The sequence below is a fragment of the Pseudomonas sp. GYB4201 genome, assembly GCF_056312595.1.
In genome coordinates, this window is record NZ_JBWGIG010000002.1 from 120836 (window position 1) to 141321 (window position 20486).

22 protein-coding genes are annotated in these 20486 nt (G+C 63.4%); 7 read left to right on the forward strand and 15 right to left on the reverse strand.

Translation table 11 applies throughout. The features are described from left to right. The first annotated feature begins 49 nt into the window (after positions 1 to 49). Both yejK and AC0Z2B_RS02700 read left to right on the forward strand, forming a co-directional pair. The gene (gene yejK / locus AC0Z2B_RS02695) at positions 50 to 1057 is read left to right on the forward strand and encodes a nucleoid-associated protein YejK (RefSeq protein ID WP_473005469.1); all 1008 of its coding nucleotides are present in this window, start codon (positions 50 to 52) and stop codon (positions 1055 to 1057) included. Positions 1058 to 1061: 4 nt separating this feature from the next. Continuing rightward, positions 1062 to 1418 carry a glutaredoxin family protein gene (locus tag AC0Z2B_RS02700; protein WP_476295012.1) on the forward strand — a complete coding sequence of 119 codons (357 nt, stop codon included), beginning with the start codon at positions 1062 to 1064 and terminating at the stop codon, positions 1416 to 1418. Between the two features lie 124 nt (positions 1419 to 1542). Here AC0Z2B_RS02700 and AC0Z2B_RS02705 read toward each other — a convergent pair whose 3' ends face one another. From AC0Z2B_RS02705 to AC0Z2B_RS02720, 4 genes are all read right to left on the reverse strand, one after another. Beyond that, positions 1543 to 2478: a glutathione S-transferase family protein gene (locus AC0Z2B_RS02705; protein ID WP_476295014.1), complete on the reverse strand. Its 936-nt coding sequence runs from the start codon at positions 2476 to 2478 to the stop codon at positions 1543 to 1545. A gap of 96 nt (positions 2479 to 2574) precedes the next feature. After that, on the reverse strand, positions 2575 to 3030 hold the full coding sequence (locus AC0Z2B_RS02710; RefSeq protein WP_476295016.1) for a DUF2442 domain-containing protein: 456 nt from the start codon (positions 3028 to 3030) through the stop codon (positions 2575 to 2577). Continuing rightward, positions 3018 to 3248 (reverse strand): DUF4160 domain-containing protein, encoded by a 231-nt coding sequence (locus tag AC0Z2B_RS02715; protein WP_476295143.1) that lies wholly within the window; start codon positions 3246 to 3248, stop codon positions 3018 to 3020. The genes AC0Z2B_RS02710 and AC0Z2B_RS02715 overlap by 13 nt, the downstream gene beginning before the upstream one ends. Before the next feature lie 73 nt (positions 3249 to 3321). Beyond that, positions 3322 to 3630, reverse strand: coding sequence for a GIY-YIG nuclease family protein (locus AC0Z2B_RS02720; protein ID WP_476295018.1), 309 nt, complete (start codon positions 3628 to 3630; stop codon positions 3322 to 3324). A 204-nt stretch (positions 3631 to 3834) separates the two neighbouring features. On the opposite strand from AC0Z2B_RS02720, the gene AC0Z2B_RS02725 reads away from it, so the two are divergent. Continuing rightward, entirely contained in the window at positions 3835 to 4743 is a 909-nt protein-coding gene (locus AC0Z2B_RS02725; protein WP_476295020.1) for a hypothetical protein, read from the forward strand. Here the strand turns inward: AC0Z2B_RS02725 and AC0Z2B_RS02730 are convergent, their stop codons facing one another. The 6 genes from AC0Z2B_RS02730 to AC0Z2B_RS02755 form a co-directional block, all read right to left on the reverse strand. Then, positions 4744 to 5217, reverse strand: a complete 474-nt coding sequence (locus AC0Z2B_RS02730) for a nuclear transport factor 2 family protein (protein WP_476295022.1) — start codon at positions 5215 to 5217, stop codon at positions 4744 to 4746. A 38-nt stretch (positions 5218 to 5255) separates the two neighbouring features. Next, entirely contained in the window at positions 5256 to 6482 is a 1227-nt protein-coding gene (locus tag AC0Z2B_RS02735; RefSeq protein ID WP_476295024.1) for a CynX/NimT family MFS transporter, read from the reverse strand. Positions 6483 to 6829: 347 nt separating this feature from the next. Next, positions 6830 to 7594 carry an amino acid ABC transporter ATP-binding protein gene (locus AC0Z2B_RS02740; RefSeq protein ID WP_158157103.1) on the reverse strand — a complete coding sequence of 255 codons (765 nt, stop codon included), beginning with the start codon at positions 7592 to 7594 and terminating at the stop codon, positions 6830 to 6832. Between the two features lie 10 nt (positions 7595 to 7604). Then, a complete protein-coding gene (locus tag AC0Z2B_RS02745) occupies positions 7605 to 8702 on the reverse strand; it encodes an amino acid ABC transporter permease (RefSeq protein ID WP_416422627.1) in 1098 nt (365 codons plus the stop codon). 10 nt (positions 8703 to 8712) lie between these two features. Then, positions 8713 to 9891, reverse strand: coding sequence for an amino acid ABC transporter permease (locus tag AC0Z2B_RS02750; protein WP_476295025.1), 1179 nt, complete (start codon positions 9889 to 9891; stop codon positions 8713 to 8715). Between the two features lie 69 nt (positions 9892 to 9960). Beyond that, complete coding sequence (locus tag AC0Z2B_RS02755; protein ID WP_416422625.1) at positions 9961 to 10989, reverse strand: amino acid ABC transporter substrate-binding protein; 1029 nt, start codon at positions 10987 to 10989, stop codon at positions 9961 to 9963. Positions 10990 to 11465: 476 nt separating this feature from the next. Between AC0Z2B_RS02755 and AC0Z2B_RS02760 the strand changes: the two genes are divergently transcribed. Then, a complete protein-coding gene (locus AC0Z2B_RS02760) occupies positions 11466 to 12122 on the forward strand; it encodes an alpha/beta hydrolase (RefSeq protein ID WP_476295026.1) in 657 nt (218 codons plus the stop codon). Between the two features lie 204 nt (positions 12123 to 12326). After that, positions 12327 to 13784, forward strand: coding sequence for an ATP-dependent RNA helicase RhlB (gene rhlB / locus AC0Z2B_RS02765; protein WP_476295028.1), 1458 nt, complete (start codon positions 12327 to 12329; stop codon positions 13782 to 13784). 67 nt (positions 13785 to 13851) lie between these two features. Here rhlB and moaE read toward each other — a convergent pair whose 3' ends face one another. Genes moaE through moaC form a run of 3 tightly spaced genes read right to left on the reverse strand, consistent with a single transcriptional unit; the run spans position 13852 to position 15019 of the window. After that, a complete protein-coding gene (moaE, locus tag AC0Z2B_RS02770) occupies positions 13852 to 14301 on the reverse strand; it encodes a molybdopterin synthase catalytic subunit MoaE (RefSeq protein WP_476295029.1) in 450 nt (149 codons plus the stop codon). Between the two features lie 2 nt (positions 14302 to 14303). Continuing rightward, on the reverse strand, positions 14304 to 14549 hold the full coding sequence (locus AC0Z2B_RS02775; protein WP_476295030.1) for a MoaD/ThiS family protein: 246 nt from the start codon (positions 14547 to 14549) through the stop codon (positions 14304 to 14306). After that, the gene (moaC, locus tag AC0Z2B_RS02780) at positions 14546 to 15019 is read right to left on the reverse strand and encodes a cyclic pyranopterin monophosphate synthase MoaC (RefSeq protein WP_476295031.1); all 474 of its coding nucleotides are present in this window, start codon (positions 15017 to 15019) and stop codon (positions 14546 to 14548) included. Before moaC ends, AC0Z2B_RS02775 begins: the two co-directional genes overlap by 4 nt. Positions 15020 to 15183: 164 nt before the next feature. Here moaC and AC0Z2B_RS02785 point away from each other — a divergent pair, with 164 nt between their 5' ends. After that, positions 15184 to 16356 (forward strand): hypothetical protein, encoded by a 1173-nt coding sequence (locus AC0Z2B_RS02785; protein WP_476295033.1) that lies wholly within the window; start codon positions 15184 to 15186, stop codon positions 16354 to 16356. Positions 16357 to 16408: 52 nt separating this feature from the next. Here the strand turns inward: AC0Z2B_RS02785 and AC0Z2B_RS02790 are convergent, their stop codons facing one another. Together AC0Z2B_RS02790 and AC0Z2B_RS02795 are read right to left on the reverse strand one after the other, a co-directional pair. Beyond that, positions 16409 to 17803, reverse strand: coding sequence for a PhoH family protein (locus AC0Z2B_RS02790; protein ID WP_416422618.1), 1395 nt, complete (start codon positions 17801 to 17803; stop codon positions 16409 to 16411). Positions 17804 to 18163: 360 nt separating this feature from the next. After that, entirely contained in the window at positions 18164 to 19288 is a 1125-nt protein-coding gene (locus tag AC0Z2B_RS02795; RefSeq protein ID WP_476295035.1) for a polysaccharide deacetylase family protein, read from the reverse strand. 173 nt (positions 19289 to 19461) lie between these two features. Here AC0Z2B_RS02795 and yaaA point away from each other — a divergent pair, with 173 nt between their 5' ends. Next, a complete protein-coding gene (yaaA, locus tag AC0Z2B_RS02800) occupies positions 19462 to 20241 on the forward strand; it encodes a peroxide stress protein YaaA (protein WP_416422616.1) in 780 nt (259 codons plus the stop codon). Positions 20242 to 20486: the final 245 nt, after the last annotated feature.

The window sequence follows — 20486 nt, forward strand, 5'->3', positions numbered from 1 at the left end:
CCGACCTGCTCGCCCCTGCCCTGCCCCTTTCGACGAACCGAGAAGCCCCATGCCGATCCGTCACTGCATTGTCCACCTGATCGAAAAGAAACCCGACGGCACCCCTGCCGTGCTCCACGCCCGCGACTCGGAACTGGCCGAATCCCAGGCCATCGAGAACCTGCTGGCCGACCTCAACGACAGCTACAACGCCAAGCAAGGCAAGGCGTGGGGCTTCTTCCACGCCGAGTCCGGCGCCCACCCGTTCAGCGGCTGGCTGAAGCAGTACATGGACGCCGAGCAGGACTTCACCGCATTCAGCCGCACGGCGGTGGAACACCTGCAGAAGCTGATGGAAGAGTCCAACCTGTCCACCGGCGGCCACGTGCTGTTCGCCCATTACCAGCAAGGCATGACCGACTACCTGGCCATCGCCCTGCTGCACCACAGCGAAGGCGTGGCGGTGAACGCCGAGCTGGACGTGACCCCCTCGCGCCACCTGGACCTGGGCCAGTTGCACCTGGCGGCGCGCATCAACATTTCCGAGTGGCAGAACAACAAGAACTCCAAGCAGTACATCTCGTTCATCAAGGGCAAGAACGGCAAGAAGGTCTCGGAGTACTTCCGCGACTTCATCGGCTGCCAGGAAGGCGTCGACGGCCCGGGCGAGACCCGCACCCTGCTCAAGGCCTTCAGTGACTTCGTGGAAAGCGAGGACCTGCCCGAGGAAGCCGCCCGCGAGAAGACCCAGGCGCTGGTGGACTACGCCACCACCCAGACCAAGCACGGCGAACCGGTGGCCCTGGAAGAGCTCTCCGGGCTGATCGACGAAGACCGCCCGCGCGCCTTCTACGACCACATCCGCAACAAGGACTACGGCCTGTCGCCGGAGATCCCGGCGGACAAACGCACCCTCAACCAGTTCCGCCGCTTCACCGGCCGCGCCGAAGGCCTGTCCATCAGCTTCGAGGCGCACCTGCTGGGCTCCAAGATCGAGTACGACGAAGAAGCCGGCACCCTGATCATCAAGGGCCTGCCCACTCAGCTCACCGACCAGCTCAAGCGTCGCAAGGACTGAGCGGGTGCTGAACAAGACCCTCAAGCGCGTGCTGCCCATCCTGCTGGTGGTGGTGATCTTCCAGCAGTGGGGCAAGATCGAGGCCTTCTTCAACCCCACCTCGCAGCTCTCGGCGCAGGCGCGCGCCAACGCCCAGGTCACCCTGTACGCCACCGACTGGTGTGACTACTGCAAGGATTTCAGGCGCTTGCTGGACCGCCAGGGCGTGGCCTACAAGGAGTTCGACATCGACAAGGACCTGGAGGCGCGCAAGCGCTACGAGACGCTGGGCGGGCGTGGGATACCGATGCTGGACGTGAATGGCACGCTACTGCGCCAATACGACGAAGCGCAGATCCTGCAAGCCCTCCAGCGCCCGTAACACCACACCCTCGTAGCCGCTGCCGTCAGGCTGCGCTGGCCCTGGAGTACACTGAAGCTCTCCAGCGTGGGCGCGGGCCAGCGCAGCCTGACGGCAGCGGCTACAGGATAAGCATGAATCGAGATTAATGTTTCTCCAGCTTGAACCCCAGGCGCGGGAAGTGCACGTGCACCACGCCCGCCCTGGGGTCTTCGCGGCGCACTATCAGCTCCTCGGCGCCGGCGTACAGCAACTCGCCCACCACCGGGTCGACGCCATAGTCGATGGCCGCAACGCTCACCTGGTCGCCCACCTTGAAACCGTTCGGGTCGCTAAAGCCGTCTTCCGGCAAAGGCGCCGGCGCAGTGGAGCGGGCAATTTCCAGGGCCTCTTCGGCACTCAGCTCACTGTAGGCGCCATGCCCGAAGCCCAGCACCCGGCCCAACCAGGCATGCACGGCCGGGTACTCATCCACCAACGGCGAGGTCACCGGCGTGCCCTTGAGGAACCACAGCGGGTGGGCCACGGCGAAGTCGGCAATAGACGGTTCGCCAAACAGGTAGTCGCGCTCTTCGCGCTGCAACTGCTGCTCCAGGCGCGCCATGAACACCGGCCACTGGTGTTTGGCCTGCTCCAGCGGCAGCCTGCTGGCGGTGCCGCCGCTGAACAGCTGGGCACGGTCGGCGACGAACGCCTTGATCGCTTCCGGCGGCAGGCGGGCAAAGCGCACCGCCACCGACTCGGGCTGGAACACCAGGCTGACGGCGTGCTGGAACAGCACCGAGTCGGCCCAGGCGGCAAAGGTGGCGACGGTGAATTCCTGGCCTTCGGGGAAGAACGCCGGCAGGGCTTTTTCCTGGTCCAGGCGACGGGCGATCAACGCCGTGTCGCAGTAGATATCCGCGCCTACCTGCAGCACTGGGGTCTTGCGGTAGCCGCCGGTCAGCGCCACCAGGTCAGGCTTGGGCATCACCGGCGAAATCAGCACAGAGCGCCATGACAGGCCCTTGAAGCCCAGCATCAGGCGAGTCTTTTCGGCGAACGGGGATGTTGGGTAGTGATGCAGGATCAGCTCGGTCATCGTCGGCTCCGCCACGAGGGGTAAACCCCAAGCTTACCCGTGTGGGCGGGGATGGCCTACCTGATCAGGCTGATAGGGGGTCATCACTTCCAGTGATCAGGCAGCGTGCGGATGCTCAAGGGTTTCCCAGCCCAGGCACGCTAAAGCCAATGTCCTCGGAACAGGCTCGCGTCCACTGCTATACCGGCTGATGCTACGCGAACTCACGCCTAAAGCTTCTGCGGCCTGTTCCAGCGTCATTCGGTGCCGTAGCCGCCAGCGAATGAACAGACGGGTATTTTCATCTGGCGCCGCTTGGGCAAGGGCATCAAGAAACAGCGTATCGGCACCTATTTGAATATCGAGCTCGGGCCACTCCACTGTCCAGCCAGCGTCGCCCAGGACTGCACCGCTGAACGCCTCGGCATCGGACAGGGGCTTGAGGCCTGGATAAAACTTGAGGCTATCACGCATATCCAGCTTGAACTGCTGCCCATTAGTAAAGGTCAGTGCCAGGGCTGCACCGCAAAGTGCCTGCACAGCCCGCAGGCGGGGGCGTTTCATCGATGCCATTTATTCCACTCCTTCAATAGCTCAGGCTGATTGGCCGAAACCCACTCCAAGGCTTCCCGCAATATCCCTGAAGGAGCTTTGCCCTGCGTGACCACGACGGTTTCGAGACAGATCACGACATCAACACCGCCGCCAGTCAAATGCACATGCGGAGGCAAATGATCTCTCTCCCGTAATTCGATACGGTACTTCTCACGGATTCGGTGTTTAGTAGACATCATACGAACGTATCGCCATTTTGGCGATACGCAAACAACGAAACCGTCGCCGAATATTACGACCTAGTCCGCGTCAGCCCGTCAGCGCCTCATTACTCACATCACTCGCCACATACGACGCCACCAACCGCTCCTTCGCGCTCTTGCGCAGCCGCTTGATCAGCCGCTCCTGGCGCAGGGCCTCGCCCTTGTCGGGCCAGCACTCCACGTACACCAGCGCGGTGGCGGGGCTGGAGGCGAAGAAGCGTGCGCCCTTGCCGCTCTGGTGCTGGGCGAAGCGGCGCTGGGGGTTGTCGCTGATGCCGCAGTACAGCGCGCCATTGGCAGCGCGCACCAGGTAGACGTACCAGGGCTTGGAAGGAGGCGGTGGGCTGTCGATCACGCAGGCTGGACCGGTTTCATGAGGGGTTCGATTCTACCAATTCCGCAGAGGAACAATCCCCTTTCTCACGCATTCCTACGCCATGCGCCTCGCTCGGCCAGGCACGGCGGCGCTTTTTTACTCAAGCCTGCCGCCAGCGGGCGACATACGTCGCAGGCTACGGAAAATACCGTAGGCAGCTCACACACAATGAGGCTGCACATCATGAAACTGACTTACGCCACTCACGCCCTGCTGGCCTGCGCGCTGGCCGTGGCCGGCACCGCCCAGGCCGACCTGGGGTCGCGCACCGCCGCCGCCATGCAGGCTGCCTACGATGACACCCGCCAGGCTTGCGACGGCAAGCCGGCCTATGCCTGCTCGGGGGTGTTGCTGCGGGTGACCAAGCCGTCGGACAAGTACTACACCTGGAACAACAGCCCCAACGCCGTGGCCAAGCGCGGCGTGTCGTTCTCCTACCTCAGGGCCGATGCGCCCATCCGCGCGTTGGCCGAGAGCGCGCGCAGCGGCTACACCCTGGCGCCGCTGGACCAGCGCGCCACCGGCACCATGGCCTACAACCCACTGTGCGCCTTCCCCACCGATGGCGACACCTGGGAGCGTGGTAAAGGCGGCTGTGGCGACAACCAGCGCACGCCGCAGGTGAAGGAAAACCTGTGCGATGCCGTGGGCATAAACACCGCCGAGCAATGGATCGCCCACTACAACGCCTCCCCCGACCCGGAAGTGATCGACCGCTGGGCCGGCAACCCGGACTACCGCTATGCAGCCCAATGCGCCTTCGACATTCGCGACCGCCTGGGCGCCACCGGGGCGAAAAACTTCCATGAGACGTTGCGGGTCATGCAACTGATGAAGGACCGCCCCTTCGCCTGGAACGAGGTGATGATCCAGACCTGGAGCGAAAGCCGCTTCAAGGAACTGCCAATCCAGTCCTTCTTCTACATCGCCGGCAACACCGCCGGCCGCGAAGACGCCCAACGGGTGCAGCGCGACTGGCAGCGCGAGGCCGGCCGGTTCGTCCCGGTGATCAGCATCAGCCTGCCGGCCAACGGCACGGCGGCGCGCTTTGCCTACGACCCCAAGGACCAGGTGGTCAAGGCTGAAGGCTGATCAGCCGCGCCCAGCCTGAAACGCCCGCAAGCCCTTCAACGCCTGCTGCCGGACCTTGCCCTTGAGTAGCGGCGACCAGCCCAGCAGCAGGCCCGGGGTGCCCAGGGCCTGGCGCGACCAGCGCCAGAAGTCGAAGTGGTCGTGGTGCTCGCAGATCTTGCCGTCGCGGAACACGAAGCGGGCGTGGATGTGGTTGACCACGGTGCGGCCGGTCTGGCTGAACAGGTAAGTGGCCACCCAGCGCGCGGCGCCGGTGCTGTCGCCGGCATGCACGTGGTCGAAGGTCAGGGAGAAGTCCTTGGCGCGCGCGGCCAGCATGCGCCACATGTCGCCGGCGTCCTTGCCGCGCAGCGTGCCGAAGGCCGGGTCGCTGAACACCACGTCATCGGTGTAGCAGGCCGCCATGGCCTCGGCGTCCAGGCGCTGGAAGGCCAGGTAGAAACGGGTGATCTGGGCTGCGTTGGCTTCGCTCATGGGCGGCACTCTCCTTGGTAGAGTGCCATCCTAGCAGGTCAGATCTTCTCGCTGGTGACCTGCACGTGCAACGAACGCCCGGCGCCCATGCCGGCGATGATCGCCAGGCTGCCGATCACGGCGAAGATCCAGCCCACGGCGCTCCAGCCGCCGGTCCAGTCGTGCACCAGGCCCACCGCCAGCGGGCCCATGGACGCCAGGGTGTAGCCTACGCCCTGGGCCATGCTCGACAGGTTGGCGGCCACGTGCGAGTCGCTGGCACGCAGCACGATCAGGGTCAGCGCCACGGCGAACATGGCGCCCTGCCCCAGCCCCAGCACCACGGCCCAGGCCCACAGGCCGCCCAGCGGCGCGTAGAGGCAGCCGAACAGCCCGGCCAGGGTCAGGCCCATCACCGTGACGATGGCGATGCGCTGATCCTTGCCACGGGTGGCCAGCCAGGGCGCGATCAGCGAGCTGCCGAGCTGGATGATGATCGAGAACGACATCACCAGCCCCGCTTCGGCGGCGCCCAGGCCACGGCCCATGAGCATCGACGGCAGCCAACCGAAGACGATGTAGGCCAGTGACGACTGTAGCCCCATGAACAGCGTCACCTGCCAAGCCAGGCGGTCACGGAACAGGCCGCGCACGCGGTAGGCGGCATGGTGCGCGCCGTGCTTCTGGCGTGCCTGGGGCAGCCAGAACACCGCGGCCGCCAGCGCCGGCAGCACCCAGAAGCCCAGGCCCACGGTCCAGCGGTTGTCGAACACCTCGGCCAGCGGCACGCTGCTACCGGCCGCCAGGGCGGCGCCCAGGCACAGGGCCATGGTGTAGACGCCGGTCATGGTGCCGGCGTTCTTCGGGAAGTCGCGCTTGACGATGCCCGGCAGCAGCACGCCGATGATGCCGATGCTGGCCCCCGACAGCACGCTGCCGGCGAACAGCCCGACCACCGCGAACTGGCTGCGCAGGGCGATGCCCGCCGCCAGCAGCAACAGCACACCCAGCACCACCCGCTCGGCGCCGAAACGCCGCGAGAGAATCGGCGCCAAGGGCGCGAACAGCCCCAGGCACAGCACCGGCAGCGTAGTCAGCAAGCCGGCAGTGGCGGCGCTCAGGCCCAGGCTGTCGGACACCTGGTCCAACAGCGGCGCCATGCTCGACAGCGCCGGGCGCAGGTTCAGGGCCACCAGCACCAGGCCCAGCAGCAGGAGCCAGGGTTTGGGCAGGGCGGCGGGTTGGTCGGCGGAGGCGCTGAGCGTCTCGGTGGTTTGGCTGGGCATAAGGCAGGTTCCTGGAATTGCAGAGGCCCCGCTTTGAATATCTATAGGTAATCGCGGGCAAGACAGAAGGGTAAAGTTTGAGGAAAGGCGTAGCAAGGTAAATTGCTAGCTATCTGTTGAGCGGTCGCCCAGGATGCCGCAAAAAAGGCTGGCAACGCCGCCCCCACAGGCCATGGCACGTTGCAACAAATGTAGATGCTGCCGCCAGGCTGCGTCGCGCCGCGCGGGCGGCGCTCGATCTCAAGGGCCCCAGAACAACATCGGCTTGCACCCAAGAGCCATGACGCGTTTTCAAGCCCCATAAAAAAACCCGGCACCAGTGCCGGGTTTTCATCACATCAACAGCATCAATGCAGAATCTGGCTCAGGAACAACTTCGTCCGCTCGTTCTGCGGGTTGTCGAAGAAGTCGTTCGGCGCTGCCTGCTCGACGATCTCGCCCTTGTCCATGAAGATCACCCGGTTGGCCACGGTGCGGGCGAAGCCCATCTCGTGGGTCACGCAGAGCATGGTCATGCCGTCTTCGGCCAGGCCGATCATGGTGTCCAGTACCTCTTTCACCATTTCCGGGTCCAGCGCCGAGGTCGGTTCGTCGAACAGCATGATCTTGGGCTTCATGCACAGGGCGCGGGCGATGGCCACGCGCTGCTGCTGGCCACCCGAGAGCTGGCCGGGGAATTTGTTGGCCTGCTCCGGGATGCGCACGCGCTCCAGGTAATGCATGGCAATTTCCTCGGCCTTGCGCTTGGGCATCTTGCGCACCCACATGGGCGCCAGGGTGCAGTTCTGCAGGATGGTCAGGTGCGGGAACAGGTTGAAGTGCTGGAACACCATGCCCACTTCGCGGCGGATGGCTTCGATCTGCTTGAGGTCGTTGGTCAGCTCCACGCCGTCCACCACGATGCGACCCTGCTGGTGTTCTTCCAGGCGGTTGAGGCAGCGGATGGTGGTGGACTTGCCCGAGCCCGACGGCCCGCACAGCACGATGCGCTCGCCCTGCTTGACGTTCAGGTTGATGTCTTTCAGTACGTGGAACTGGCCGTACCACTTGTTCACGCCCTGCATCTGGATAATGCCATCGGCGCCCACAGGCTGTTTGATTGCTTCGCTCATGATGACACTCCTAACGCTTGTGGCCAGTGTCCAGCTTGCGCTCCAAATGCACGGAGTAGCGGGACATACTGAAACAGAAAATCCAGAAAACGGCGGCGGCAAACACATAGCCTTCGGTGGCCATGCCCAGCCATTTGGGGTCGGCACCGGCTTGCTTGACGCTGTTGAGCAGGTCGAACAGGCCGATGATGATCACCAGGCTGGTGTCCTTGAACAACGCGATCAAGGTGTTGACGATGCCGGGAATCACCAGCTTGAGTGCCTGCGGCAGAATCACCAGGCCCATGCTGCGCCAGTAGCCCAGGCCCATGGCGGAAGCCGCCTCATACTGGCCCTTGGGAATGGCCTGCAGGCCCCCGCGCACCACTTCGGCCACGTAGGCGGACTGGAACATGATCACGCCGATCAGCGCGCGCAGCAGCTTGTCGAAGCTCATGCCTTCGGGCAGGAACAGCGGCAGCATCACCGACGACATGAACAGCACGGTGATCAGCGGCACGCCGCGCCAGAACTCGATGAAGGTCACGCACACCACCTTCACCGCCGGCATCTTCGAGCGCCGGCCCAGGGCCAGCAAAATGCCCAGCGGCAACGCGCCGGCAATACCCACGGTGGCGATCACCAGGGTCAGCATCAAGCCGCCCCATTGGCTGGTGGCCACGTTCTCCAGGCCCAGGTAGCCACCGTGCAGCAGGGTGTAGGCCACGATCGGGAAGATCACCAGGAAGCTCAGGCCATACACCGCCTTGCGTGGCACGCGCGGGATGAACAGCGGCGCTGCCCCCAGCACGGCCAGCCACACGGTGAGGTCGACGCGCCAGCGCAGTTCCTGCGGGTAATAGCCGTACATGAACTGGCCGAAGCGCTGCTCGATGAACACCCAGCAGGCGCCGGCCTTGGTGCAGTCCTCGCGGGTGGTGCCGGTCCAGTTGGCGTCCAGGAACGCCCAGCTCAGCAGCGGCGGTATCACCAGCCACACCAGGTACAGGGCCAGCAGGGTCAGCAGGGTGTTGAACCAGCTGGAAAACAGGTTGGCGCGCATCCATGCGACAGGGCCGACCGCCAGGTTGGGCGGTGGCATGTTGGGTTTGAATACATGCGACGTCATGGCCGTTTCCTCACCGCTCGATCAGCGCAATGCGCTTGTTGTACCAGTTCATCAGCAGGGAAATGCTGATGCTGATCGCCAGGTACACGCTCATGGTAATGGCGATGACTTCGATCGCCTGCCCGGTCTGGTTGAGCACCGTGCCGGCAAACAGCGAAACCATTTCCGGGTAGCCGATACCGGCCGCCAGCGAGGAGTTCTTCGCCAGGTTCAGGTATTGGCTGGTCAGCGGCGGAATGATCACCCGCAGCGCCTGGGGAATGATCACCTTGCGCAGCGTCGGCCCGGGGCGCAGGCCCAGGGAACGCGCGGCCTCGGTCTGGCCGTGGCTGACCGACTTGATGCCCGAGCGCACGATCTCGGCGATGAACGCCGCGGTGTACACCGTGAGCGCCAGGGTCAGGGCCAGCAGTTCAGGGATCATCACCCAGCCGCCAACGAAGTTGAAACCGCGCAGCTCGGGCATTTCCCAGTGCAGCGGCGCGCCGAACACCAGCGCGCTGAGCGCCGGGATTACCACCAGCAGGGCCAGGCCGACCCAGAACTTGTGGAACGGCTCGCCAGTGTCCTCGAAGCGCTTGTTGGCCCACTTGACCATCGCGACGATGGCGACGATGGCCACCACCACGGCGATCAGGAACGGGTACAGGCCATCGGCCTTGAGCGCCGCCGGCATGTTCAGGCCACGGTTGCTCAGGTAGAAGGTGTTCCACAGGTTATGGCTGCCGCGCGGGCCAGGCATGGTCAGGAACACGGCGAAATACCAGAACAGGATCTGCAGCAGTGGCGGGATGTTGCGGAAGGTCTCGACGTAGACGGTGGCGAGCTTGTTGACCATCCAGTTGGACGACAGGCGTGCCACGCCGATGACGAAGCCCAGCAGGGTCGCCAGGATCACGCCGATGAAGGTCACCAGCAGCGTGTTGAGCAGCCCGATCACGAAGACCCGCGAGTAGGTGTCCGACTCGGTGTACGGGATCAGGTGCTGGGCAATGCCGAAGCCGGCACTGCGTTCAAGGAAGTCGAAACCCGAAGTGATGCCGCGGTGTTGCAGGTTGGTCTGGGTGTTGTGGAACAGGTACCAGCCCAGCGAGACCACCGCCACGATGGTGATGATCTGAAACAGCCACGCACGCACACGTGGATCGGTCAGGGAGAACCCTTTGGGTGCGCCGATTTGATTTTGCATGAAGTGCCCCGGAAGAAAGGGAATGTAACAGCGCCTGGCGGCATACGGGCCGCCAGGCGCGGGGCTTGCTTAACGTACTGGTGGGGCGTACTGGATGCCGCCGTTGTTCCACAGCGCGTTCAGGCCGCGGTCGATGGCCAGCGGGGTGCTCTTGCCCAGGTTCTTCTCGAACACTTCGCCGTAGTTACCCACTTGCGAGACGATCTTCACTACCCAATCCTTTGGCAGCTTGAGGTCCTTGCCGTACTCGCCGTCGCCGCCCAGCAGGCGTGCCACGTCAGGGTTCTTGGTGGACTTGGCTTCTTCCACGACGTTCTTGGAAGTGATGCCAGCCTCTTCGGCGTTGAGCATGGCGAACAGGGTCCACTTGACGATGCTGAACCACTCTTCGTCGCCTTTACGCACCACCGGGCCCAGGGGCTCCTTGGAGATGGTTTCCGGCAGTACCACGTAGTCGCCCGGCGAGGCCAGCTTGGAGCGTTGTGCGTAGAGCTGCGACTTGTCGGAGGTCAGCACGTCGCAACGGCCGCTTTCCAGGGACTTGGCGCTTTCGTCGGAGGTGTCGAAGGTGATCGGGGTGTACTTCAGGCCGTTGGCGCGGAAGTAGTCCGAGACGTTCAGTTCGGTGGTGGTACCGGCCTGGATGCAGATGGTTGCACCGTCCAGTTCCTTGGCCGACTTCACGCCCAGCTTCTTGTTGGCCAGAAAGCCCACGCCGTCGTAGTAGGTGACACCGGTGAACATCAGGCCCATGCCGGCGTCACGGGAGCTGGTCCAGGTGGTGTTGCGCGACAGCACGTCGATTTCACCGGACTGCAGGGCGGTGAAGCGCTCCTTGGCGTTCAGCTGGCTGAACTTGACCTTGGTGGCGTCGCCGAACACGGCAGCGGCCACGGCGCGGCAGACGTCAGCGTCGATGCCCTGGATCTTGCCGGTGGAGTCCGGAACGGAGAAGCCAGGCAGGCCATCACTGACGCCGCACTGAATGAAACCTTTCTTCTGAATCGCGTCCAGAGTGGCGCCTGCCTGGGCAAAGCCGCTTACCCCCAGAACGGTGGCGGCGGTCAGGACAGCCAGGGTGGATTTCAGCATTTTCATTCAAACCTCCAAATTGCTCTTGTTGTGTCGAGCTGTGTTCTGCCGCACCCTTTTGAGGCGATTTCGACCCGTTGCTGGCTTGTTTTTGGGTCAAGCGGTACAGAACTCATTTTTTGATTGTGTAAGTGCAGTTCACCTTCGGGATTCCTGCAAACTCACGGCTCCTTGATCGGTCGAACAGATGAGGCGTTATGGTTCGCCCCTGTCGTTTCGCATGACCCGTGGAAGGGCTGCAATCCGCTTGAATACCATCCCGCTTTCGCCATGGGGCGTACAGCCTGATAGTGTTACCGGATACATCTTTCCTTCCACTTGGCGGATACATAGCAAAGCGCGTACCACGTTACAGAGCGCAAGCGTTTCAGCGCCCGTCAATAGGAAAACGTGTAGCCTTGCGACATCTTTTTCCGGTATCGCCCCGATACGCCCTTTTGCAATGCACTTTATGAGAGCGTTCGCCCAATTTTGGAGCAGTCATGAGCAACCCGATGATCCTCGAACCTACCCAGCCAGCCGACGCCTGTGTGATCTGGTTGCACGGCCTGGGCGCCGACCGCTACGACTTCCTGCCGGTGGCCGAGGCCCTGCAGGCCAGCCTGCCCAGCGCCCGCTTCATCCTGCCCCAGGCGCCCACGCGCCCGGTGACCATCAACGGCGGCTATGAAATGCCGAGCTGGTACGACATCAAGGCCATGACCCCGGCGCGGGCCATTGACGAGGCGCAACTGGACGAGTCGGCCGACATGGTCAAGGGCTTGATCGAAGCGCAAGTGGCCGCCGGTGTGCCAGAACAGCGCATTTTCATCGCCGGGTTCTCCCAGGGTGGCGCCGTGGTGCTGCACACCGCGTTCCTGCGTTACCCGGGCACCCTGGGCGGGGTGCTGGCGCTGTCCACCTACGCGCCTACCTTCAATGAACAGGTGCAACTGAGCGCCACCCAGCGCGCCACACCGGTGCTGTGCCTGCACGGTGACCAGGATGACGTGGTGTTCAACGCCATGGGCCGCAGCGCCCACGACCACCTCAAGCAGTGGGGCGTGGCGGTGGAGTGGCTGGAATACCCGATGGGCCATGAAGTGGTGATTGAAGAGATTCGCGACATCGCCGCGTGGCTCGCAAAGAAACTCGCCTGAAATAACCTCCCGTAGCCGCTGCCGCCAGGCTGCGCTGGCCCGCGTGAAGCCTGAAGATCTACATCGTGGCACAGGGGCCCCGCAGCCAGCGGCAGCGGCTACGGCGAGGTTGCAGCCCTGTGTATCGGCAGCTGCTACTACGCGCCCGATTCTTGCATTACACTGCCCCGCGTACATTCCTTAATCAAATATAATGAGAAGACCGTGCTCAAAGCACTCAAGAACCTGTTCGGAAAAAGCGAGGCTGAGCCGCTCGCAGCCGAAATGACTGCTCCTGTAGCACCGAGCCCAGCTCGGGAAGCGGCCATCCCCACGCCCGTGGAAACCATCAAGGAAACCGAGACCCTGTCAGCCCCAACGCCCGCCCCCGCCCCCGTTACCAACGCCGAAGCCGAACTGGTCAAGCCCTCCCCCCGCGAACGCAAGCCCAAGCCGGCCGCCGCGCTGTGGAAACTGGAAGACTTCAAGGTCGAACCCCAGGAAGGCAAGACCCGCTTCCACGACTTCAAGCTCTCCGCTGAGCTGATGCACGCCATCCACGACCTGGGTTTCCCCTACTGCACGCCCATCCAGGCGCAGGTGCTGGGCTACACCTTGAAGGGCAAGGATGCGATCGGCCGCGCCCAGACCGGCACCGGCAAGACTGCGGCGTTCCTGATTTCGATCATCACCCAGCTGCAGCAGACCCCGCCGCCCAAGGAACGCTACATGGGCGAGCCACGGGCGCTGATCATCGCCCCCACCCGCGAGCTGGTGGTGCAGATCGCCAAGGACGCGGCCAACCTGACCAAGTACACCGGCCTGAACGTGATGACGTTCGTCGGCGGCATGGACTTCGACAAGCAGCTCAAGCAGCTGGAAGCCCGCTACTGCGACATCCTGGTGGCCACCCCGGGCCGCCTGCTGGACTTCAACCAGCGCGGTGAAGTGCACCTGGACATGGTCGAGGTGATGGTGCTGGACGAAGCCGACCGCATGCTCGACATGGGCTTTATCCCGCAAGTGCGCCAGATCATTCGCCAGACCCCGCCGAAAAGCGAGCGCCAGACCCTGCTGTTCTCCGCCACCTTCACCGACGACGTGATGAACCTGGCCAAGCAGTGGACCACCGACCCGGCCATCGTCGAGATCGAGCCGGAGAACGTCGCCAGCGAAACCGTGGAACAGCACGTCTACGCCGTGGCCGGCAGCGACAAGTACAAGCTGCTGTATAACCTGGTGAACGACAACGGCTGGGAGCGGGTGATGGTGTTCGCCAACCGCAAGGACGAGGTGCGGCGCATCGAGGAAAAGCTGGTGCGTGACGGCGTCAACGCCGCGCAGCTGTCGGGCGACGTGCCCCAGCACAGGCGCATCAAGACCCTGGAAGGCTTCCGCGAAGGCAAGATTCGCGTGCTGGTGGCCACCGACGTGGCCGGGCGTGGCATTCACATCGATGGCATCAGCCACGTGATCAACTTCACCCTGCCCGAAGACCCGGACGACTACGTACACCGTATCGGCCGTACGGGCCGTGCGGGCATGAGCGGCGTGTCGATCAGTTTTGCCGGCGAGGATGACTCCTACCAGCTGCCGTCGATCGAGGCGCTGCTGGGCCGCAAGATCAGCTGCGAGATGCCGCCGACCGAGCTGCTGCGCGCCGTGCCGCGCAAGCATTCCTGAGACACCGCGGCGTTTCCGGACGCCGCCTTACGGCAGCTGCTACGGGGGCTTGTGGCCGCGTCCGCGGTTACAACCAGCGGTCAGCCGCCTGGTTGTCGCTGGCCTTGCCTTCCACCCAGCGCTCCCCTGCCCCGGTCTGTTCCTTCTTCCAGAACGGCGCGCGGGTCTTCAGGTAATCCATGATGAAGTTGCAGGCGTCGAACGCCGCCTGCCGGTGGGCGCTGGCCACGCCGACGAAGACGATGGGCTCGCCCGGCGCCAGGGCGCCGATGCGGTGCAGCACCTCGACCTTGAGCAACGGCCAGCGCTGCTCGGCCTCCACCACGATCTTGCCCAGGGCTTTCTCGGTCATGCCCGGGTAATGTTCCAGGAACATGCCCGCCACTTCCAGGCCATCGTTGAAATCGCGCACGTACCCCACGAAGCTCACCACCGCGCCCACGCCAACGTTGGCGGCGTGCATGGCATTCACCTCAACGCCAGGGTCGAACGACTCAAGCTGCACACGAACGCTCATGGTCAGCCCCCGGTCACGGGCGGGAAGAACGCCACTTCGTCGCCGTCGGCCACCGGCTCGTCCAGCTTGCAAAGGTCCTGGTTGCGGGCGCACATCAGGTTGGCTTCACCCAGTACGCTCCAGTTGCCGCCGCGTTCCAGCAGCTCCTGGCGTACGTCTTCCAGGCTACTGAACGTGCCTGAGAGCTCCTCGCCATCCATGCCCATGGCTTCGCGGTAACGGGCGAAATAAACGATGTTGACCTTCATGCCTGCGCCGCCTGGTAGTGGCCGCTCTTGCCGCCGATTTTCTCCAGCAGGCGCACGCTCTCGATGGTCATGCCCTTGTCCACGGCCTTGCACATGTCGTAGATGGTCAGCGCGGCGACGCTGGCGGCGGTCAGCGCCTCCATTTCCACCCCGGTCTGCCCGGCCAGCCTGCAGCGCGCCACAATCAGCACGGCGTCGTCGCCGTCGGCGCTCAGCTGCACCTTGACGCTGGTGAGCATCAACGGGTGGCACAGGGGAATCAGGTCGCTGGTCTTCTTCGCCGCCTGGATACCGGCGATGCGCGCCACGGCGAACACGTCACCCTTGGGGTGGTCACCGTCGACGATCATCTGCAGGGTGGCAGGCAGCATGCGCACCCGCGCCTGGGCCACGGCTTCGCGGGACGTCACCGCCTTTTCAGTGACGTCGACCATGTTGGCATGGCCTTGGGAATCGAGATGGGTCAGCACTTGCCTTGCTCCTGGGGGCGGAGGGAGGATTGTAAACCCGGGGCCCGGCCATTGCACGGCACTGGCCCATCAGACATTTCCTCCTTCAGTTAGGAATTGTCCGACTTCCCACGTGCCTCGCCAGTCCAATAATCGCGCTCCCACGATCTTTCTGGAGCATAGCCATGCCAGACATCACCCCACGGGCAGGGCTGCGCGGCCTGTTGCTCGGTATGCTTTGCCTGGGCGCTTTCAGCGCCCAGGGCGGCGAAGCATTGATCAGCGCCCGGGTCGAAAACGAACGGGTCGTCGACGTTACGCCTCGATCCCGGTACTGCCAGCACTGGCAGATGTGCAGTAGCGAAAAGACCATCGACCTGCCCTTCGAATACGCCAAGGAGATCAACCTCGCCTCGACGAACGCTCGCGAAAAGGTCTACGTGCACCTGCCGTCGCGCCAGACCATCACCCTGATCAACCGGACAACCCAGGAAACAGCCAGCGCTGGCCTGGCATTTCGCTTCATTAGCCAGAAAGTCAGCCACCAGACACAGCCCGTGCTCACCACGGGTGTGAGTGGTGGCTGCACAGCGCCCTATGGCCTGGGCGGAGCCAGCAACTGGAAACGGTATCTGTGGTCTACATTTTATCCGGACGCCCAACGCCCTTGCATGGCCACAGCCACCGGCACCAGCGAAATCCAGCACTCGATGTTCAACGAGACCATGCTGTCCTACAACGCCAGCTTCCCGGCCGCCGCCAGCCTGAGCCCCGGCTTGTGGGAAGGCTTTATCGACTACCCAGTGGGGCAGGCTGGCGGGTTCGATTTCGGCGACCTGGTGCAGGTCAGCGCCGACACCATTCGTTTTCGCATGGAAATCACCGTCAAGCACGACATGCAGGTGGACTTCCCCGCCAGCGGCAGCGCCGTGGAAGTCATCCCGCCCGGCGGCTGGAAGCAGTACGAGACCACCAACCAGATACCACCGAAGCTGGTGCACGACAGCCCGTTGAAGATCTGGGCCTCCAGCCCGTTTGCCGTGTACGTGAGCTGCCAGTACGGCGGCAACCCGACTCACTGTGGCATGAAGCACCCACGCTTGCCCGACCTGTCCGCGGTGTATACCGCACTGACCCTGCCAGCCACCTTCCATTACAACGGCCAGCCCGTGACCCGCCTGCCGCTGGGCGTGGGCGTAGCCAACGCCAAGATGATCACCCCCGTGGGCAACGTTTCCAGCCAGCCAGGGCAGGTGCATTTTGAAGTGCTGCAAAACGACGCTCGAAGAATGCTGCTGCATTACCGCGGCGCCACCTATAGCGGCGATGTAACCCTGATGTTCGACGCCAATATCTAAAAAAAACCGCCATTACCAAGGGCAATGACGGCTTTTTCGACGCAGCGAAAAACTACAGGTGCGACTCCGCGTACTCCGCCAGAATCGAGCGCGGCACCCCTTGCAGGGTGATGTGCACCCCATTGGGGAAGTCCTTGAAACGCTCGGTCAGGTAGGTCAGGCCGGAGCTTGGCGCCGACAGGTACGGGGTGTCGATCTGCGCCAGGTTGCCCAGGCAGATCACCTTGGAACCGGCGCCGGCACGGGTGATGATGGTTTTCATCTGGTGCGGCGTCAGGTTCTGGCACTCGTCGATAAGGATCAGGCTCTGCTGGAAGCTGCGGCCGCGGATGTAGTTCAGCGACTTGAACTGCAGCGGCACCTTGCTGAGGATGTAGTCGACACTGCCGTGGGTGTTTTCATCGTCCATGTGCAGGGCTTCGAGGTTGTCGGTGATGGCCCCCAGCCAAGGTTCCATCTTCTCCGCCTCGGTGCCCGGCAGGAAGCCGATCTCCTGATCCAGCCCCTGCACGCTGCGCGTGGCGATGATGCGGCGGTAGCGCTTGCTCACCATGGTCTGCTCGATGGCCGCCGCCAGGGCCAGGATGGTCTTGCCCGAACCTGCGGCGCCGGTCAGGTTTACCAGGTGGATGTCCGGGTCCAGCAGCGCGAACAGCGCCAGCGCCTGATGGATGTCACGCGGTTTCAGGCCCCAGGCTTCCTGGTGCAGCAGCGGTTCCTGGTGCAGGTCGAGCAGCACCAGCTCATCGTCCTTCACGCCCTTGATCCAGCCGACGAAGCCCTGCTCATCAATGACGAACTCGTTGATGTGCACGGCCGGCAGCTGTTCCTGCAGCTGCACGCGGTGCCAGGTGCGGCCATGGTCCTGGCGGGTTTCGACCTTGCTGACGCGGTCCCAGAACGAGCCGGTCATTTCATGGTAGCCACGCGACAGCAGGGAGACGTCATCCACCAGCTGGTCGGTGCTGTAGTCCTCGGCCGCGATGCCGCAGGCACGGGCCTTGAGGCGCATGTTGATGTCTTTGGTGACCAGGACCACGTCCCAGTCTTTCTTGCGTTGGTGCAGGTCAACCAGCTGGTTGATGATGATGTTGTCGTTGAGGTTGCCCGGCAGCACGGTGGTGGGCGGGCCGCCCTTGGTCATGAGAATGGACAGGAAGCCTTTCGGTGCACCCTTGCCACGCTGGATCGGCACGCCCAGTTCCACGTCCGCAGGGCAGGCGTCGCCCAGCGTCTGGTCGATGAGGCGGATGGCTTGCCGACACTCGGCAGCCACCGACTGCTTGCCGCTCTTGAGCTTGTCCAGCTCCTCCAGCACCGTCATGGGGATGGCGACGTGGTGTTCCTCGAAGTTCAGCAACGCGTTTGGATCGTGGATCAGTACATTGGTATCGAGCACATAAAGGATTGGCTTGTCGGAAGAAATGGTGCGTCCTTGATCATCCATACTCGGTCACCTTTGAGAGAGCCGTTCGACGCAATACCTGAACGGTGCTGCGCCGCGAAGTGACCGCCGTTTCCGCACCTCCCAGAGGGCTGTGGACGTGTGGAACTGCAACTGCGGTGGGCCGGGTGACGACGCCACCTGTGCTGCAGGGTTCGGCGATCTAACTTCGTAATACCGCAAAACCCATGACGTTAAAAAGCACTTTGACGCTTTTTTGAAGTTTATTTTTCTGCATGACGAATAACGCTTGGCGCAGGTCAAAACCACCGGTAAAGTCAGAAGTCCACCCCCCTTCTGCTGCCCTGGAAATTTTACCGTTCCAGCCTCGCCGTGCCCGTAAACATTGGCTGTGACGCCCGGTCACTGAAACTGCCGGCAATCCTGCCAGCCGATGCCTGCCTGGGCCGTCTGGGTAAGCAGCCAGGGCAACGCCACCTGCACTTTGGCCTGGGTATCGTGAAAATCGATCACGCCATGGCGCCACAGCAGCATCAGGGTGAGCACGCGCTGGGCGCTCTGTTCGGCGGTGAGCTGGGCGTTGCTGTCCTGGGAGTCGATGTCCCACAGCGCCACCTTCATCTGTTGCGTGCCCAGGAAGGTATCGGCGTCGGCGCGACGGGTGCCGTAGGGCGGGCGGAACAGCGGCACGTAGTTGTCCGGCAGCTCGTTTTCCACCAGGGTGGTGCTGCGGGTGATTGAGCCCTGCCAGTCGTTCCAGTCGGCGTGGGAGCGATACTGCCAGCCCTGCACGCCCACGCACTGGCCTTTATAAAGAGCAACGAGGCTGCCCGGCTCGCCCTTGTCGCGACGGTTGCTGAAGCTCTGCCCCAGCACGAAGAAGGTGGCGTTGATGCTCTGCTTGCGCAGGTAGTCGGTGACCCACTCGGTGCCGCCCACGGCGATGCTGGGGCCACTGTCGAAGGTCAGCAGGAACACCCGGTCGTTGAAATCGCTGCCGTTCAGCTCATTATCGGAGATTTTCAGCACCTCGCTGCTGATCTGTGGCGCCAGCGCAGCCTTGCGCAGCAGCTCGTCGACGTAGATCAGGTCGAACACCCGCGCCGGCGCCCCCCAGTTGGCATAAAAGGAGTCCGGCGCCACGGCGAAATTGTTGGCCTGGGTGCGCAGGTCGTCGAGGCTATCGATGGCGAAACAGAACGAGGCGTCCTGGTCGCAGCTCTGCTGGGCCGCGTCGTAGTTCTTCCACAGGCGCTGCCACAGCTGCTGGCGCAGGTCGTTGATGGCCACCATGTTCACCGTGCGCAGGTCCAGGCGGTCGGCTAGGTCGGCTTCGCCCAGGGCTTCGGATTGCAACAGCACGTGGGCGAACATCAGGATTTCCGCGCGCGAGGCCACGTCGAACAGCGCCGGGGTGCTCAGCGTCTCGGGCCAGGCGCTGCGCTCGATGGTGGCGACCGGCGGCGGCACGGCGGCCTGGGCGCCAAGGCTGGCAAGGGCGGCAAATAGCAGGCAGGCAAGGCGCAAGGGCGGATCTCCATGGGGCGGCGGTGCCGGAATCATAAACCATCAGGCAGCCACCCGTAGCAGCGGCCGCAGGCCGCGTCCCACCCCACCGCCGATCCTTCTATCGCCCTAATAGATGGAGTTCCCCGCCCCCACCCCCTAAAATCGCCGCCACGATAAATGGAGACGATTTCATGCTGACGGTGATTTCCCCCGCCAAGACCCTGGATTACGAAACACCCCCCGTAACCGATCGCTTCACCCAGCCGCAGTACCTGGACCACAGCCAGGAACTGATCCAGATCCTGCGCGAGCTGGCCCCGGCGCAAATCAGCGAGCTGATGCACCTGTCCGACAAACTGGCCGGCCTGAACGCCGCGCGCTTCGGCAGCTGGAACCCGGCCTTCACGCCCGACAACGCCAAGCAGGCCCTGCTGGCCTTTAAAGGCGACGTGTACACCGGCCTTGACGCCAACAGCCTTACCGACGCCGATTTCAGCTACGCCCAGGACCACCTGCGCATGCTCTCGGGCCTGTACGGCCTGCTGCGCCCGCTGGACCTGATGCAGCCCTACCGCCTGGAAATGGGCACCAAGCTGGCCAACGCCCGCGGCAAGGACCTGTACGCCTTCTGGGGCACGCGCATCAGCGAATGGCTGAACGACACCCTGGCCGAGCAAGGCGACGACCTGCTGCTGAACCTGGCCTCCACCGAGTACTTCTCGGCGGTCAAGCGCACGGCCCTGAAGGCGCGCATCATCAACACCGAGTTCAAGGACCTGAAGAACGGCCAGTACAAGATCATCAGCTTCTACGCCAAGAAGGCCCGGGGCATGATGAGCCGCTTCGTCATCCAGGAACGCATCAACGACCCGCAGCAGCTCAAGCAGTTCGACCAGCAGGGTTACTACTTCAGCGCCGAGCAGTCGAAACCCGACAACCTGGTTTTCCTGCGCGACCACCCCGCCGACTGAGCCTCCTTTCGGTGCACCGTTTTGTCCTACAAAACGGGCACCGCTACCCCTGCAAAAAAGTGCAGAGTGCCACCACCCGCCAACCGAATGGCGTCAAATAGTCGTCAAATTAGATGATTACCGTCCTTCATTCAGCTCCCGTTCAGAAAACTTCGATTTTTTTGACGACTTTTTTTTGAATGCTGGCACAAAAACATGACGACTCCGCAAGTCCCCAGCCCCGCAGGACAAAACCGTACAGTGCT

Coding starts and splice junctions, on each gene's coding strand:
- AC0Z2B_RS02745 (WP_416422627.1), bottom strand. CDS start 8,702: ATGACGTCGCATGTATTCAAACCCAACATGCCACCGCCCAACCTGGCG.
- AC0Z2B_RS02785 (WP_476295033.1), top strand. CDS start 15,184: ATGCCAGACATCACCCCACGGGCAGGGCTGCGCGGCCTGTTGCTCGGT.
- AC0Z2B_RS02740 (WP_158157103.1), bottom strand. CDS start 7,594: ATGAGCGAAGCAATCAAACAGCCTGTGGGCGCCGATGGCATTATCCAG.
- AC0Z2B_RS02760 (WP_476295026.1), top strand. CDS start 11,466: ATGAGCAACCCGATGATCCTCGAACCTACCCAGCCAGCCGACGCCTGT.
- AC0Z2B_RS02750 (WP_476295025.1), bottom strand. CDS start 9,891: ATGCAAAATCAAATCGGCGCACCCAAAGGGTTCTCCCTGACCGATCCA.
- AC0Z2B_RS02710 (WP_476295016.1), bottom strand. CDS start 3,030: ATGGCATCGATGAAACGCCCCCGCCTGCGGGCTGTGCAGGCACTTTGC.
- AC0Z2B_RS02705 (WP_476295014.1), bottom strand. CDS start 2,478: ATGACCGAGCTGATCCTGCATCACTACCCAACATCCCCGTTCGCCGAA.
- yaaA (WP_416422616.1), top strand. CDS start 19,462: ATGCTGACGGTGATTTCCCCCGCCAAGACCCTGGATTACGAAACACCC.
- yejK (WP_473005469.1), top strand. CDS start 50: ATGCCGATCCGTCACTGCATTGTCCACCTGATCGAAAAGAAACCCGAC.
- AC0Z2B_RS02735 (WP_476295024.1), bottom strand. CDS start 6,482: ATGCCCAGCCAAACCACCGAGACGCTCAGCGCCTCCGCCGACCAACCC.
- AC0Z2B_RS02730 (WP_476295022.1), bottom strand. CDS start 5,217: ATGAGCGAAGCCAACGCAGCCCAGATCACCCGTTTCTACCTGGCCTTC.
- AC0Z2B_RS02725 (WP_476295020.1), top strand. CDS start 3,835: ATGAAACTGACTTACGCCACTCACGCCCTGCTGGCCTGCGCGCTGGCC.
- AC0Z2B_RS02715 (WP_476295143.1), bottom strand. CDS start 3,248: ATGTCTACTAAACACCGAATCCGTGAGAAGTACCGTATCGAATTACGG.
- AC0Z2B_RS02775 (WP_476295030.1), bottom strand. CDS start 14,549: ATGAAGGTCAACATCGTTTATTTCGCCCGTTACCGCGAAGCCATGGGC.
- moaE (WP_476295029.1), bottom strand. CDS start 14,301: ATGAGCGTTCGTGTGCAGCTTGAGTCGTTCGACCCTGGCGTTGAGGTG.
- AC0Z2B_RS02790 (WP_416422618.1), bottom strand. CDS start 17,803: ATGGATGATCAAGGACGCACCATTTCTTCCGACAAGCCAATCCTTTAT.
- AC0Z2B_RS02755 (WP_416422625.1), bottom strand. CDS start 10,989: ATGAAAATGCTGAAATCCACCCTGGCTGTCCTGACCGCCGCCACCGTT.